This is a genomic window from Acidipropionibacterium jensenii, assembly GCF_005890135.1.
GTDB classification, from domain to species: Bacteria; Actinomycetota; Actinomycetes; order Propionibacteriales; family Propionibacteriaceae; genus Acidipropionibacterium; species Acidipropionibacterium jensenii.
The window spans coordinates 1,427,620-1,442,605 of record NZ_CP040635.1 but is presented as its reverse complement, the minus strand read 5'-3'; the positions used below and the strand labels follow the sequence as shown (position 1 = coordinate 1,442,605).

At 62.3% G+C, this 14,986-nt stretch carries 11 protein-coding genes and 1 pseudogene; 5 read left to right on the top strand and 7 right to left on the bottom strand.

Going from position 1 to position 14,986, the window contains the following annotated elements:
* Positions 1 to 76: 76 nt before the first annotated feature.
* Positions 77 to 997 (top strand): annotated as a pseudogene (locus FEZ32_RS06280) (IS1634 family transposase); the annotation flags it as partial.
* A gap of 7 nt (positions 998 to 1,004) precedes the next feature.
* Here the strand turns inward: FEZ32_RS06280 and FEZ32_RS06275 are convergent.
* The 3 genes from FEZ32_RS06275 to FEZ32_RS06265 form a co-directional block, all read right to left on the bottom strand.
* Positions 1,005 to 2,318 (bottom strand): ISL3 family transposase, encoded by a 1,314-nt coding sequence (locus tag FEZ32_RS06275; RefSeq protein ID WP_217496631.1) that lies wholly within the window; start codon positions 2,316 to 2,318, stop codon positions 1,005 to 1,007.
* Between the two features lie 401 nt (positions 2,319 to 2,719).
* On the bottom strand, positions 2,720 to 3,631 hold the full coding sequence (locus FEZ32_RS06270) for a hypothetical protein (RefSeq protein ID WP_138680238.1): 912 nt from the start codon (positions 3,629 to 3,631) through the stop codon (positions 2,720 to 2,722).
* Positions 3,632 to 3,818: 187 nt separating this feature from the next.
* On the bottom strand, positions 3,819 to 4,751 hold the full coding sequence (locus FEZ32_RS06265; RefSeq protein ID WP_138680237.1) for a restriction endonuclease: 933 nt from the start codon (positions 4,749 to 4,751) through the stop codon (positions 3,819 to 3,821).
* Positions 4,752 to 4,992: 241 nt separating this feature from the next.
* Here FEZ32_RS06265 and FEZ32_RS06260 point away from each other — a divergent pair, with 241 nt between their 5' ends.
* Positions 4,993 to 6,381, top strand: coding sequence for an IS1380 family transposase (locus tag FEZ32_RS06260; protein ID WP_097799561.1), 1,389 nt, complete (start codon positions 4,993 to 4,995; stop codon positions 6,379 to 6,381).
* Between the two features lie 232 nt (positions 6,382 to 6,613).
* A complete protein-coding gene (locus FEZ32_RS06255; protein WP_138680236.1) occupies positions 6,614 to 7,687 on the top strand; it encodes an IS630 family transposase in 1,074 nt (357 codons plus the stop codon).
* 367 nt (positions 7,688 to 8,054) lie between these two features.
* Here FEZ32_RS06255 and FEZ32_RS06250 read toward each other — a convergent pair whose 3' ends face one another.
* The 4 genes from FEZ32_RS06250 to FEZ32_RS13655 all read right to left on the bottom strand — a co-directional run bounded on the left by FEZ32_RS06250 (position 8,055) and on the right by FEZ32_RS13655 (position 12,364).
* Complete coding sequence (locus tag FEZ32_RS06250; RefSeq protein ID WP_138680235.1) at positions 8,055 to 8,876, bottom strand: endonuclease III domain-containing protein; 822 nt, start codon at positions 8,874 to 8,876, stop codon at positions 8,055 to 8,057.
* Between the two features lie 509 nt (positions 8,877 to 9,385).
* A complete protein-coding gene (locus FEZ32_RS06245) occupies positions 9,386 to 10,363 on the bottom strand; it encodes a hypothetical protein (protein ID WP_138680234.1) in 978 nt (325 codons plus the stop codon).
* The gene (locus tag FEZ32_RS06240) at positions 10,356 to 10,901 is read right to left on the bottom strand and encodes an AAA family ATPase (protein ID WP_138680233.1); all 546 of its coding nucleotides are present in this window, start codon (positions 10,899 to 10,901) and stop codon (positions 10,356 to 10,358) included. Before FEZ32_RS06240 ends, FEZ32_RS06245 begins: the two co-directional genes overlap by 8 nt.
* A gap of 539 nt (positions 10,902 to 11,440) precedes the next feature.
* Positions 11,441 to 12,364, bottom strand: coding sequence for a MarR family winged helix-turn-helix transcriptional regulator (locus FEZ32_RS13655; RefSeq protein WP_217496630.1), 924 nt, complete (start codon positions 12,362 to 12,364; stop codon positions 11,441 to 11,443).
* 151 nt (positions 12,365 to 12,515) lie between these two features.
* Between FEZ32_RS13655 and FEZ32_RS06230 the strand changes: the two genes are divergently transcribed.
* Together FEZ32_RS06230 and FEZ32_RS06225 are read left to right on the top strand one after the other, a co-directional pair.
* Positions 12,516 to 13,079 carry an LURP-one-related/scramblase family protein gene (locus FEZ32_RS06230; RefSeq protein ID WP_138680232.1) on the top strand — a complete coding sequence of 188 codons (564 nt, stop codon included), beginning with the start codon at positions 12,516 to 12,518 and terminating at the stop codon, positions 13,077 to 13,079.
* Between the two features lie 206 nt (positions 13,080 to 13,285).
* Positions 13,286 to 14,941 (top strand): peptide ABC transporter substrate-binding protein, encoded by a 1,656-nt coding sequence (locus FEZ32_RS06225; RefSeq protein WP_138680231.1) that lies wholly within the window; start codon positions 13,286 to 13,288, stop codon positions 14,939 to 14,941.
* Positions 14,942 to 14,986 lie beyond the last annotated feature (45 nt).

Genomic DNA, 14,986 nt, shown 5'->3' with positions numbered 1-14,986 from the left:
TGGCTACGGGTTTCGTGTTCGATCGTGGCTGTTTTGGGGCACTAAGACGGTCCTGGGGACCCGTATTGTGGGGGTCATGACCTATGTCCGGACGGTCCGCACGGGTTCGGGTGCGGTGGCGGTCCAGATCGCTGAGAAGCGACGGGGCAGGCGCATCATCGTGGAGCATGTGGGCTCGGCTCACAGTGACGAGGAACTGGCGGTACTCAGGACCACTGCCCGGGCCAGGATCGAGCAGTTGAGCGGCCAGGAGCCCTTGGACCTGGGCGTGGAGATCCCGGTTGCGGTCGAGGAGTCGTTCACCGAGCCCGTGGTCCAGGACAGGTTGACCGGTGAGGACTCTGGACGCCATGAGAGTTCAGCGCTTGCCAGGCCTGCGCAGGTCGTCTCGACGGCCTCGGACCTGTTGTGGTCTGTGCTGGACAGGGCCTATCGCCGCCTGGGACTCGACGCGGTTGCCGATCAGGTGTTCGAGCAGGTCGTTGTGGCCCGGATCGTCGAACCCACCTCGAAACTGGCTGTCGGGCGGGTCCTGACCGGTGTGGGTCAGGACCCGCCGCATCACACCACGATCTACCGGCACCTGGCTCGTGCCCAGGACCGCGACTACCGTGCCGTGATCACCGATGCCTGCCACCGGTACTCGGCCGGTGGCGGGGAGGTGACTCTGGTGCTCTATGACGTGACCACCCTGTACTTCGAGGCTGCCAACGAGGACAGTCTGCGCAAGGTCGGCTATTCGAAGGAACGCCGGGTTGATCCCCAGATCGTGGTCGGGCTCCTCGTGGACCGCTGGGGCTTTCCCCTCCAGATTGGCTGTTTTCCCGGCAACAAGGCCGAGACCACGACCCTGATCCCGATTGTTGAGGCCTACCGGTCGGCCCACGAGATCGCCGACATGGTGGTGGTCGCAGACGCCGGCATGCTGTCGGCCTCCAATCTGGAGGCCCTGGACGGTGCGGGTCTGCGGTTCATCGTGGGATCCCGGTCGGTAAAGGGGCTCTTCACACTTGGGGTGGGGGCTGGTCGAGGCCGCCGGCGATGAGGAGCATGCGTAGCCGGTAGTTCTCTCGGTTTCTGAACCCTCGGGCGATGCGCCGGTGCAACTCGATCAGGCCGTTCACCGCTTCAGTACCACCGTTGTTGGCGCCGCCGGTGTCGAAGTAGCCCAGGAACGCGTCGGCCCACTGTGTCAGAGTGCGGCCGAGTCGGGCGATCTCGGGGATCGGGCAGTGGGGGAAGCTGGTCAGGACCTTCTCGGCGAGTGCCCGGCCGTCGGCTGGGGTGGCGGCGTGATAGACGTCACGGACGCGTTGAGCGCACTGCCAGGCGACGTACACCTCTTCATGACGCTCATCGGCGGCGATCGCCTCGGCGAGGCGGTGTTGTTGACGTTCGGTGAGGTTCTCCGCGCCGCAGCGCAGGATGGTCCGGATCTTGTACAGCGGGTCATTTCGCGTCCCGCGGTGGCCGAGGGTGTCTTGTTGGACGCGGCGGCGGACCTCGTCGACAGCCTGGGTGGCGAGCTTGACGACATGGAACGCGTCGAGCACGGCGGTGGCGTCGGCGAGCTGGTCGTCGATAGCGTTCTTGTAGCCACGGAACGGGTCCAGGGTGGCGATTTTCACTCGTGTCCGGAACGGCTCACCGCGCGCCTTCAGCCAGTCGTTGTACACGGTGCCGGAACGGCCCGGGACCAGATCGAGCAGCCTCGCCCGGGTGCGTCCGTGCTTGTCGCGGGTCAGATCGACCATGCCCGTCAACTCTTTCGGGCCACGCTTGACCGGGCTGACGTGGTGCCAGATGTGTTCGTCGACACCCAAGGTGGTCACCCCGACGAACCGGGACTCATCGGTCGCGGCGGCCTGCAGGATCGGTTTGATCGAGCCCCACACCGTCTTCCACGCCGTACCCAGCTGGCGGGCCACACCCGACACCGAACCGTGCTCGCGACGAATCTGATGGACCGCCCACCAGCAGGCCCTGACGGTGAGCATCGCCCGCGGTTTGGCGACCTGCTCGTCCTGTTCGGTGAACACCCCGACCGGACAGGATGGCTCCGGGCATTCCCAGGTCCGTTTCCGCCACAGCACCTCGACCGGCCGCCCGAACGACGGAGCATCGACCAGCCGGACCGTCCGCCGGCCATGACTCGAGGCGACCACCCCACACGTGGGGCAACCCACCAGCTGCCGGGCTGATTCGGCCGTGACCCTCAGCCTGCCGCCGTCGTCCCGCTCGACGCCTGTCACGTGCAGCCCGGGCAGGCCGACCAGCAGATCGCAACGGTCGCAGTACTCGTCATAGTGGCAGCGCACGGCGCAGCCCGTAAGCTCAGACACAGGTCGAGGTCCTTGATGCAGAAGTGTGGTAACTCCTGATCCTCAGGGCCTCGACCCCCTACCCCACCGACCCCGGCCTCACCGGCGTGTCCCACTCACCCCCACCACAGATCCGAAGAGCCGGTAATGGCTCCAGACGAACCAATGATGATCCCCGTCATTCGTCGGCGCCTTCGTCTCCATTCGTCGGGACTTTGCTCTATTGTGAAGATGCGGTCTTGGCAATGATGCTATGGGATAGCATCGGCCCTTCGGGGGCATGCTCTTGACCTTTGTGATAGAGGTCCAGTCATAGGACGTCCTGGACAGGCCCCTCTCACTCCGCTCATGGCACCACCGTGACGGATGTTGCGAACGATCTGGGTGTAACAGGCATGCTAGGCCGAGGCTGTAGGATGGCTGGTTCCCGTGAACTGAAGGCGTCGAACATTCGGTATACCGCCGCTCTTTACGATTGGATATGGGCCACGGAGTACCAGGGTTGTTTTTTCAGACCATGTTCCGGACAGTATGTACTGAATGAGGCGCTGGACGTCCGCAAACAGCGAGGTCTGCAAATCGAAGAGATGCGCACTGTGATTACCGAATGACACCATCGGAATGATGTTGTCTTGAAGATCAACTACTACATGGCACGGCGTGTGCGTTTGGTCGTAGGAAATTTGAAGCCAAGGCCTGTCAAATGCAGGTTCATCCAGGCAATCTACCCATGCAAATGAGGGAAATTCGTTCCACCTTGATGGGATCAGGTTGATCTGGCTACCGAAGCGATGCTTGTCTTCGTTATCGATTATTGCCAGTACCTCGAGAAGATCTTCAGTGTAGGTGTCGGGATCTTGCCAGGTTTGACAGCCCCTAAACCGTGACATAAGGGAGGCCGGTGTGGATCGGGAAAGTGCCCTGACCGCTCTGCTATTCTTCCACTTGTTCTCTTGGACGATCGGGTCGTCTTGCCGATAGACAATGGGAAATGCTATGTCGGATTCATTTGAGACGGTACCGTTGTCAATGTATGCAATCTCCAATGCTAGTGCGTCGAGAGCGGACCTGAGGTCGTGGACTCCCGCTGAGAATTCGTCTGTCCAGTTCTGAAGCGGCGGGTCGAAATCGTCGGGTTCAAAAAACTCCAGCACGTTGGGAGAGACCGCTGAGATGCGCATGTGCATCGCGAGCGGTTGGACGGATCGTACCCAGTTGACGGCCTCCTGTTCCACCACTGTGAAGTGACGAGCCGCGCTTGCTACCTTCGGCATGGCACGTGATTCAAACTGACGGGTGAAGGTCGTCATGGGTTCATCCTTGAGAGGAGGGTGTTAAGTGCAGCGCGGCTTCGTATGTCTATCAATTGTATTTCCGATCGGATGATGCGCAGACAAGTTTTTTGCGTGGCCGGCGCGAGAGCCTGAGCGGTATCGAGTTGAGAACCTCAGTCTGACCCTCGCTCAGACCGATGGAGCTCTGACACAGAGATATCAGTCAGTGGTTCAGGGCCGACTGGAGCGAGTAGAAGCACGAGCCAGTGTCGCTGAGGTGACGACGTTTGCTGGCGAGAGCTTGCGGAAGCGATAGCCTGTTGTCCAAGACGAGGTAGAGGTCGGCGCCGTCCATGGTGATGAACGGGGACGCCTCCTCGTATTGGTTGATGAAGTCTTGGGTGAAGCCTGCGACGGCCACGAAGAGGCCTTGGACATTGCGCCCCTTCCGGCGCACTTTGGTGGCGAAGATGTCCGCGTCGCTTCGTGTCGACTTGTCTGTACGCCACTTGGCCTCGACGATGTAGTCGTCGGTGTCAAGACGGAAGGAGCCGTCGATCTGCTCGGTGCCGTTGGTGTATGCCAGATGTGGCTCGAGGTCGTAGAAGTCGAACAGGTCGGTGAGGAGCTTCTCGAAGGCATAGCCACGCTCTTGCCGCCCGTCGGTCGCCTGCTGAAGGGCGATAAACCTGCCCCTAAGACTGGTCATCTCGTCCATCTTGGCGCGTGCCGTTATGTCTGTCGCGTACCTCTTCTTAAACTCGGTCCGGCGCTGTTGCGTGCCATGGATGGCCTGAGCAAGGCCTGTGGTCGCCTTGCGAAGACGGGCAACGGCCTCACGTGCTGCACCCAGTCGAGTACTCCTGTCTGGTTCTTCGAGGCCCTCAATATCAGTGAAGCGCTCCATCGCTGCTATGTCCTGTATGAGCTGGAGAGTGAGGTCGGCGTATCGAGCCTCATTGTCTTGAAGCAGGTTGACCAGTTCGTGCGCGACGTTGCGCTTCGTGTCGTCGAAGTCGAGCTGGCTCATCAGCTCTGAGTGGCCTCGCAGCGCGGTGCGGACGAGCGTCTTGAACTCACGCTTGTACCACGTCACGACCGCCAGGGCCTCGCGGAGGGCGTTGTAGCCCTCCATAGAGATCTGCTGCTGCGTCACGGGCACATCATAGTGACCAGGCCGGCAGATCCAGTGGGACTGTGATTGAGCCTCTGGAATTTAACGCGGTAACAGTCATCCTCGGCAGTGAGCCGAGGCTGCAGGCCCCGCTCCCTTAGCCTCGGCGTTTCATCGGTGAGTGCCGGAGGTGTGGTCGCCGGGTAGGCGAAAGTGCTCCTGACTTGGCAGGATAGGGCTTGTCTAGAGTCCGAATCCGTCAAGGTCGAGGAGCACTCCCAAGGTGAAGGCTACCGGGTCGTATCCGCGTGTTCATGTCGATGCCGCGCCCGTGGCCGCAGCGGGTCAGGCCGGTGGGGTGCTGCTGGTCGAGACGATCCGCGCCTCCGGGTTGGACCGGGAACTGAGCAGGGCCCTGGCCCGGTGGGCCACACCGTTGACCGTCCATGACCCGGGCAAGATCCTGTGCGATCTGGCCCTGTCCCTGGCTGTGGGCGGTGACTGTCTGTCCGACCTGGCCGAGTTGCGTGCCGAGCCCGGGGTCTATGGCCCGGTGGCCTCCGATCCCACGGTCTCACGGCTGATCGGGCTGCTGGGCGCCGATGCCGATGCCGCGGAGAAGGCCATCTCGAGAGCCCGGAAGACGGCCCGGGCCCGGGTGTGGGCTCTGGGCGGTGATCACGCGCCGGATGCGGGGATCAGCCCGGCGGATCCGTTGGTCATCGATGTGGATGCGACCCTGGTGACCGCCCACAGCGAGAAGGAGCAGGCCGCGCCCACGTTCAAGAAGGGGTACGGCCATCATCCGTTGTGCGCGTTCATCGACCACGGCGCCCAGGGATCCGGGGAGTGTGCGGTGATCATGCTGCGCCCCGGGAATGCCGGATCGAATACGGCCGCCGACCACACCACAGTGATCCGGGCGGCCCTGGACCAGGCCGGAGTGGGCGGGCGGCCCGGCAGGCGGGTCCTGATCCGCATCGACGGCGCCGGATCGACCCACCAGAGGCTCGCCGAACTGGTCCGCCGGCGGGTCTCCTACTCAGTCGGGTTCACCCTGCCCGCCGAGACTCCCGAGCTGTACGCCATGATCCCCGAGTCGGTGTGGACACCGGCCTACAACAGCAACGGCGAGGTCCGTGACGGCGCTGATGTGGCCGAGTTCACCGGGCTGCTGGACCTGGACGGATGGCCGGCCGGGATGCGGGTCATCGTGCGGCGGGAACGACCTCATCCCGGCGCCCAGTTGCGCTTCGATGATGTGGACGGATACCGGTTGACCGCCTTCGCCACGAACACGAAGACAGGTCAGTTGGCCGATCTGGAGGTTCGGCATCGCCGCCGGGCCCGCTGCGAGGACCGGATTCGCAATGCGAAGGACACCGGGCTGGTCAACCTCCCGCTCCACGGGTTCGGGGCCAACCGGATCTGGTGCCAGATCGTCGCCCTGGCCTGTGATCTGCTCGCCTGGATGGGACTCCTGGCCCACCCCCAGGCCCAGGCCCGGCGGTGGGAGCCCAAGAAGCTGCGCCATCGCCTGTTCGCCATCCCCGCCACCCTCGCCCGGAGCGGCCGGCGCGTCATCCTGCACGTCTCGGATCGCCAACCATGGGTCGACACCGTGGTCGCCGCAGTCGGCGTGCTGCGGGGCCTGCCCGCCCCCGCGGGATAGCCCCCGGTATGCACCTTGACCGCCCACCATCTGAAAGAACCCCACGGCCCGGACAGCCCGACCCCCGCAGCGACATGCGGCGAACCGTCACACCCGCATGCCAGAATCAATGCTCAGTTCGACGACACAGCCGCCGAACCCCCACCCAGCAGCCACCCATGAAAAATCGAGGTTAGCTACTGGTGTCGCGTGTCGTAAGTGACTTTATGGTTGGGGTTCGAGATCATGGGGTATGGCGAACAGACCTGCTCCGGGGCTGATGTTGCGTGGTGGTGACCGTGCGGTGCTGGAGTCCTGGACGCGGGCGTCGACGGTGTCGGCTGGTGCGGTGCGTCGAGCGCGGATCGTGTTGATGGCGGCCGAGGGCGTGGCGAACACACAGATCGCGGGCGCGGTCGGGGTCAGTGTCCCGACGGTGCTGACCTGGCGTGGCCGCTACCAGCGCTCGGGGATCGCTGGGCTCGGTGACGCGCCACGCCCTGGGCGGCCGCGGCGGATCGACCACCGCGAGATCGTGGCCGCGACGCTGACCCCGCCGCCCAAGCGGCTGGGTGTCACGCACTGGTCGTCCAGGCTCCTTGCGCCCAGGCTGGGCGTGAGCCCGGCGACGGTGGCCCGGGCGTGGCGGGCCTACGGGGTCCAGCCGTGGAGGGCCGAGTCGTTCCGGTTCTCCACCGATCCCGAGCTGGTTGCGAAGGTGACCGACGTCGTGGGGCTCTACCTCGCGCCGCCAGAGAACGCCGTGGTGCTGTGCGTGGACGAGAAGTCGCAGATCCAGGCGCTGGACCGCACCCAGCCGATCCTGCCGATGCAACCCGGCATGATCGAGCGCCGCTCGGCCGACTACGTGCGGCACGGGACCACGACCTTGTTCGCCGCCCTGGAGATCGCCACCGGGCAGGTCACCGCCGCGCTCAAGCCCCGCCACCGCCGTCAGGAGTTCCTGGCCTTCTGCAAGCAGGTCGCCCGCGCCTACCCCGGTCGCGAGCTGCACCTGGTGATGGACAACTACGCCGCCCACAAGACCGTCGAGGTCCGCACCTGGCTCGAGGCCAACCCGCGGATCCACGTCCACTTCACCCCAACCCACGCGTCCTGGATGAACCTCGTCGAGGTCTGGTTCGGCATCGTCGAACGCCAGGCCATCCGCCGCGGCGTCTTCAGGTCCGTCAAGGAGCTCAACGCCAGGATCCGCGCCTTCACAGATAGCTGGAACGACCGCTCACATCCGTTCGTCTGGACCAAGACCGCCGACCAGATCCTCAAGAAAGCCAACCCAAAAAAGACTTCAGAAGCGAACCACTAGGAATTGGGGTTAAGCCAGCAATCTCCATTCCTTGCGAACTGTTCGACCCACCGCAGAAGATACGGATCAGTGATATGTCTGAGGCACATCATGTTGTCGGTCTGTTCAATTGGGTCGAAGCCCATGCGCCGATCCTGCCACTGAGGTCTCCCGGCCGTCTGACTGTCGGGCGGTCAGCCGAGGCCTCGGGCCCAAGTGACGGGCACGGGCACGAGCGATGGATCGCCGGCTTCCGCTACCTGTGAGGCAATGAACTGAACCGGTCGTACTCCGAGTTGAGAGGACAAGGCCGATCAAAATGAATTCGCGTACCGAAATGGCGCCATGAACAGAGGTCATTTCACTTCCGGTGGCTTCGTCTGGCAAACTAGCTATTAAGCGGCAACATCAATTCGCCCGTAGACGTGGCGCAAGCCTTGCAGTATTGAGGGCCCACGCATAGTTCAGTTGTGTGTCCGCGTCGCCCCATCGCTTTTGACAGCAGGAGTAATTCGGTGTGCACGATCTGGAACAAGAATGCACTCTCACCCGCCAGAGCTTTGTCGACTCTGGCCTTGACTTTCGCCACCTCTGCCTGATTCGAGAAGCTTGAGGAGCCCGCGCCCCCAGAGAGTATCCAGTTGATGGAACGAAAGACGTTTGTGTCTACGACCATCGAAGGCATACCCAATCCGATAGTAAGCAAGCAATCGGCAGCCTTAGGGCCAACACCAGGAAGACCAAGGAGAAAGTTGCGCGCTGCAATCATGGGTACTCCTAGAAGTCCTTCAGGACCACCTTCGACACCTTCTAGCAGGCGGATCGACTCATAGATCCGTTGCGCCTTCGAGTTTGCCATTCCTGCCGGTCGAATAAGCGCCGCTATTTGCTCAACCGTCAACTCTAACAACTCATCGTCGGTGTGGACGGCATTCATCAACCGGGACATAGCTAGCTGCTCGTTCTCCAGCGTCGTCCGCAGAGAGACGATTATCCCGCACAGCAGAAAGAGGAGAGAACGGCGCTTGTTTGGATCGGGATGATCTGGGCGCGGGTATGTTCGCGTTCCGACGAAGGTGAAGCGTGAAGCGCATTGCCTACTAGCGCCAAGAATCCGCTTCCTATCGGCCTGATTATCACGCGTAGCTGCGATCGCGCGGTCCAGCTCCACAAGAACATCGGAATCCGTCACCTGCGATAGGTCAAGCATGTCTGCTCTCCAAGCAGAGTCCAATCACAGACGGACGCGTGGATAGAATCCAGTAGCGAACCCAGACATCTAGATTAGACACTTCAGATAGAGACCGGACATCTTGTGCACTATATTCGATAGTCACATCGTTTCGTTTGGCGAGAATAATCGGATCGCATTCTGCGGACTGATGAAGCGTAAAGTCACAAAGATACCTGTTCCCATGAAGTATGAACTCCACCCAGCCATGGTCCTCAATCAAGCATTTACTATCGGTCGATCGCCTGACCCGCCCCCGAGAGATGACCACATTGGAAACATGCGGTTGAAACCTCATAAGATGATCTGCAATCAACATTGAGGTTACATAACATTGCCCGTGAGGCAGGCCTGCGCCGGCGAGAGATATGCAAGAAGCGTGAGAAGTGTCGACATCCCACGCCCCGCTCGCAGCTTCAAAGAGCAGTGTCAACTGAGCCGCCAGGTCCGGAACAGAACTGGACCGGTGGCGCCGGAGCGGCAAAGCGTTACCCTGCTTGGTACTCTTCATCGGATATATTGTACAGGGAAATATTTGCCTTCTCAAGGCGACGCCTCAGTGGCCGTCCCATGGGCCTCGCTAACCATAGGATGGGCGGCGTAATCAGTCTCTGTTCTTGTCTTTCCACTCCGGGAGAGCGGCGTCGCGTTATGTAGGCTCCCTCAGCGGTGTATTTGTAGTGCATCGGGCTCGTGGCGAATGGGAAGTAGGAGGACCCGCTGAAGATGCTTCCCTTAAAGCCCAGGAAAGGATTAATGGCTGTAATGATCCACTCGTAGCCAAGCTCTTGGAGACGCTGTGCACTAAGGTCAAAGAGCTTACTCATCGCGTTCTTCGGGGTGGGCGAGTATCCAAAGGCGCGCGTCATCACAACTACTCGCGAGTCAGCTACGTCAACTGTGCCCTGCATGCTAGCCTTGAGCGCCGTTTTCAGATAGACTCTATCGAGCTCCGAGAAGGCAGCGTATGCAAATGGTGCTGGGTGATCAATGAAGCGAAGACCTGCATGGAAGATCGTATCTCGGCGCACGGAATGGATGTAGTGTATGTCTTTTTGAATACTATTTGCAAACGCAGGCGGGACGGCGTCAAAGAGTATGGGCGACGATTCCGCGTCACTCCTCTCTGCGGTCAATTCGCCGTAAGATGACCTAAGCAAAGCGCCAGGTCTTACGAGATCCGCGCCATTTAGTTGACGGTGAACCCTTGCAATAGATGAGAATTCGTCAAGTTCCTGTCTCAGACGGGACAGAACTCTACGCACCACGACTATAATGCCCTGTGACTGTAGCTCTTCCCAAGTGTAGAAGGGTATATGCAGCATCACCTGCACACGAAGGTATTGAGGATCTACACCCAACACGAATGCCACGGTGTCGATATCACTGGAGGCGTCTTTCAACCAGGCATCGATCGCTTCGTTGCGCAGTAATGTTACCAGTTCGGAAAATGAGGGGTCAGGCATATCTCAGTTCCTCAACTATCTCAGTCAAGCGCCCACGGAGTTCGGGAATATCCCCGTTGTTCTCGACTGTATAGTCAGCAAGCGAAGCTAACTGGTAGATTTCCGACTCGGTTGAAAACGCCTCGGCGGCAAGCTGGTCATGAATACTTACATTGTCGCGCTCAGTAGCGCGACGTCGTCGCAGTTCATCACCAACGACAATAAACGCCAGTTTGAGTCCTGAGATTTCAGTACGGAGGGCGTCAAGGACAGCGGGCGAACGAATGTCGTCAATAACGAAATCACCATTCGGGATGAAGGGCAGGATGAGCTTAGCTAATCCTGCGGACCCGTGTTCACGCATCAGCTCTGCTCCGAGCTTTTGCAGTTCACGCCTGTTTGCTACAACGCCTCGAGAAGCAAGAATGGGCTTCCAGATGAGATTCACGTAGCTCAAGTGTTCGAAACCATACGAGTCTGCCAGGATGCTCGAGACTGTTGACTTGCCAGCCCCAATGGGGCCAGCGATGACAAGGCTTACCGGTTGGGCGTCTCCCATGGGGAGGAGTCTAGCGACGTACGGGCTCCTCGGCCGCTAGGTTGGAGATGCTCCCACGCTAGATACCTTCAGCATTGATCTTTTCGATGAGTTTGTCGTGGGGTGGCCGAGGCTTCACGCCGCTCGCTCGAAGTATCGCGAGCACAGCAGTCTTGCCCACATCGAACTGACGGGCGGTCTCTCGGCTAGAGTGGCCCCCACAGTAGTACCAAACGATGGCTGCACGCTGCTGGGAGCTAAGCCGCTGGCTCAACTTGTACGGGGTAGGGACCGCGCCGGGAGCAGCAGTCGGCGGTTCCGCCTCACCACCCGCCTGCCGGTCATCCAAGTTGAGGTGATCCTTCAGGTTCTCCAAGAGGTACCGATTCTTCCAAGTCGAGAGGACGAGGCCGACCATGTGATGTCTCACGACATCAGGGAAAGCCGAACCTACGTTCTCGTAGGTCCGGCTTTCTTGTTGCCCGGCGCCGGGCCGGGTGGGCGTCCGGCGGGTTGGGCGTTCCTGTGGTCGGGTCGAGGACGAGCTCGCGCAGGTGCGATCACCGTCCCGGTCGATCCCCTCCCCACCGGGGTCCGAGGTCCGGCCCGTGTCCATACGGCCCGTGCTCACGAGGACCGTGCCCGTCCGGCCCGTGTCCATTCGGACCGTGCCCGTGCGGACCGCCACACCCCTCGGGCGGAGGCACTGGAGCGCCGCCGGGCCCACCCCAGGGGCCGAAACCCGGGAACCCCGGGACGCCGGGGAAGTCTGGGAAGCCGGGTGGCTCAGGACGGTCGCCGCGCGGATGCGGACCACCGTGTTCACCGGGACCACCATGCTGCCCGGGACCACCGTGCGGGTGACGTCCACCGGCCCGGGACCGCCAGAACTCGGCGACCATCTCGCGACGGTGCTCGACGTCGATGCCGGCGCGTTCCTCCAGCTCCTCGATGACCCGGCCCAGGAGATCGGCCAGGGTGGCCGCCTCCTCGTCGCTGAGGGAGTCCAGCAGACCGGTCCCCGACGAGCGATCGGGGTTCCTCTGGTCGATCTCACGGCCGACCTCGGTGAGGCTGACCAGCACGGCGCGCCGGTCCTCCTGGGAGGGTGTGCGCTCGACCAGCCCCTGGTCCTCGAGCTTGCGCAGCAGCTCGGCGATCGACTGGCGCGACATCCCCATCAGGTAGGTCAGTTCGCGCTGAGTCATCTCCGGCTTGAGCTTCAGCAGGGCCAGCACCCGCCCCTGCCCGTGCCGCGGGTCCCGCCACGGCTCGGCTCCCCGGCGTCCTCGCCGCCGATTCTGGAACTGCAGCACCGCGAGGTAGCTGAGTCGTTCCGCCGCGAGGCGTCGCGGGTCGGTCTGCCCGGTCTCGGGGGTCCGGCTGTCGGTCGGCACCTCATGGGCGCTCTCGGAGGAGTTCCCGGGCTGATCCTGCGGCGGGTTGGTGTCCGGATTCCTGGGTGAATTCGTGTTGTCGGTCATGGAAGTGGTCCTCTCGTCCTTCATGGAATACTTGTCAGGTACCTGACGTACATCAAGGGTCCGCCCCGGAACCCAAATTGTCAACTACCTGACAAAATTCGCGACGGTGTGTCCTCCCGGCTCGTCCCGCCGGGCACGAGACGATGTCCCCATGGCTCTCGTCGACCAGAACGTCCTCGTCCTGCAGCAGATCCGCTCCTTCCTCGCCAACGACTTCGCCATCTGCGACACCGGCGGCCGACAGCTGGCCTCGATCCACACCGAGGGATCGACGATGTCGCGGCTGTTCGCCGGATCACGGGAACTCACCGTCCTGGAGAACGGGAGCCCAGTGTTGCGGCTCTCCGATCCGGTGAACGTCCTGTCCCGCGACACCTTCACCGTCAGCGACGGAAACGGCGTCCCGATGGCCACCATCACCAAGGAGTTCTCCGTGCTGTCCCGCAAGCTCCGGGTCGAGCTCAGCGACGGCAGCGTCCTGCAGTGCGCCGGTTCCCTGTTCGGTCTCGAGTTCACCATCAGTCAGGGACAGGCGGTCGCCGCCCGGGTGGCCCGGCGGATGGCCGGTCTGTCCGCAGCCCTGATGGGAGGCGACCGGTACCTCCTCCAACTGGCCCCCGATCTTCCTCCGCTTCACCGCGGGGCGATGATCGGCACCGTCGTCACCATCGACCTCATCCGCGCCAAGGAGAGCCGCATCCCCGACACCACGTGAGCAATCTCGCACGGATGGCGCACTGTGCCAGTCGTTGGTTGCAAATTGCTAACGATGCTGTGTCGCAACGATGAAACCTGACATCAGCCTCGCGGACTCAGGGCAAACTCAGGCGAAGTCCGTCCCCAGGCACACAGTTTCGAGTGCACCGGGACGGTCAGCGGAACCAGACCGGCTCCGCTCTACCCCTCTCCGAGGAGACACTGATGCGTAGAACCTCGCCACTCGTGGCGCTGTCCCTGTCGGGGGTGATGCTGCTCGCGGGCTGCGGTCAGGACGTTGCCGCCCCGAATGATTCCAGCAGCGCCTCCCAGCCGGCCGGTGCCAGCGGACCCGCCAAGGACGGCGGTTCGGTCACCGTCCGCGGCTGCACCCCGCAGAACCCCCTCATCCCCGCCGACACCAATGAGGTCTGCGGCGGAAACGTCCTGGACGCCGTCACCGCCAAGCTGGTGCACTACAACTCCGACACCGCGGCCCCCGAGCTCGACATCGCCAAGTCGATCGACACCACCGACAACCAGAACTTCACGGTGAAGCTCAACCCGGGCTACAAGTTCTCCGACGGCACCGAGGTCAAGGCGAAGAACTTCGTCGACGCCTGGAACTGGGACGCCTACGGCCCCAACGCCCAGCAGAACGCCTACTTCTTCGAGCCCATCGCCGGATACACCGATGTCCAGTGCGCCGATGAGGAGTGCAAGACCAAGCCCAAGGCCACCACGATGTCCGGGCTGAAGGTCGTCGACGACCACACCTTCACCATCGCCACCACCGAGAAGGTCTCCAACCTCAAGGTGCGCCTGGGCTACACCGCCTTCGCCCCGCTGCCGGACGCCTTCCTCAAGGATCCGACGAACAAGAAGTGGGAGAAGTCCCCGATCGGCGCCGGTCCGTTCACCATCACCCAGAACACCGCGACCCAGATCGTCCTCAAGAAGAACGCGGACTACTCGGGCAAGAACAAGGCCCACGTCGACCAGGTGACCTACAAGGTCTACAACGACGCCGGCCCGGCCTACAACGACGTCGTGGCCAACAACCTGGACGTCTCCGACCTGATCCCCACCGATCAGCTCACCAACGACCAGTGGAAGAACGATCTGCCGAACCGGTGGGGCATCCGCCAGTCCGGCGTGACCCAGACCATCACGGCGTCCAGCAAGGACAAGCAGCTCCAGAACCAGGACCTCATCAAGGCCCTGAGCATGGACATCGACCGGGCGACCGTCACCAAGCAGATCTTCGCCGGTTCGCGCACCCCTGCCGACGGCTGGGTCTCCCCGGTGGTCGACGGGTACAAGAAGGGCCAGTGCGGTCAGTGGTGCACCTACGACAAGGCCAAGGCCAAGGCCCTCTACGACAAGGCCGGAGGCTACAAGGGCACCCTCACCATCGCGGTGAACGGTGACGGCGACCACAAGGCCTGGTCCCAGGCCGTGTGCAACGGCTGGAAGAACGACCTCGGTCTCAACTGCCAGCTCAAGGTCACCCCTGACTTCAAGACCCTGCGCGATCAGGTCACCAAGCGCGAGCTGATGGGCTTCTTCCGCACCGGATGGCAGATGGACTACCCGTCCATCGAGAACTTCCTCACTCCGCTGTACGCCACCGGGGCGTCCTCGAATGACGGCGACTACTCCAACAAGGAGTTCGACGCGAAGCTGAAGGAGGCGGCCGCCGCCCCCGACGAGGCCCAGGCCAACAAGCTGTACCAGGATGCCGAGGCCATGCTGGCCACCCGGATCCCGGCGATCCCGCTGTGGACCGTGTCGACCCCCTTCGCCTGGTCCACCAAGGTGACCAACGTCAAACTCACCCCGTTCGGCACGATCGACCTGACCGCCATCAGCGTCAAGTGACCCACATGGTGTGACCACGGACGGTCCGCCGGACAGAGCTCCGGC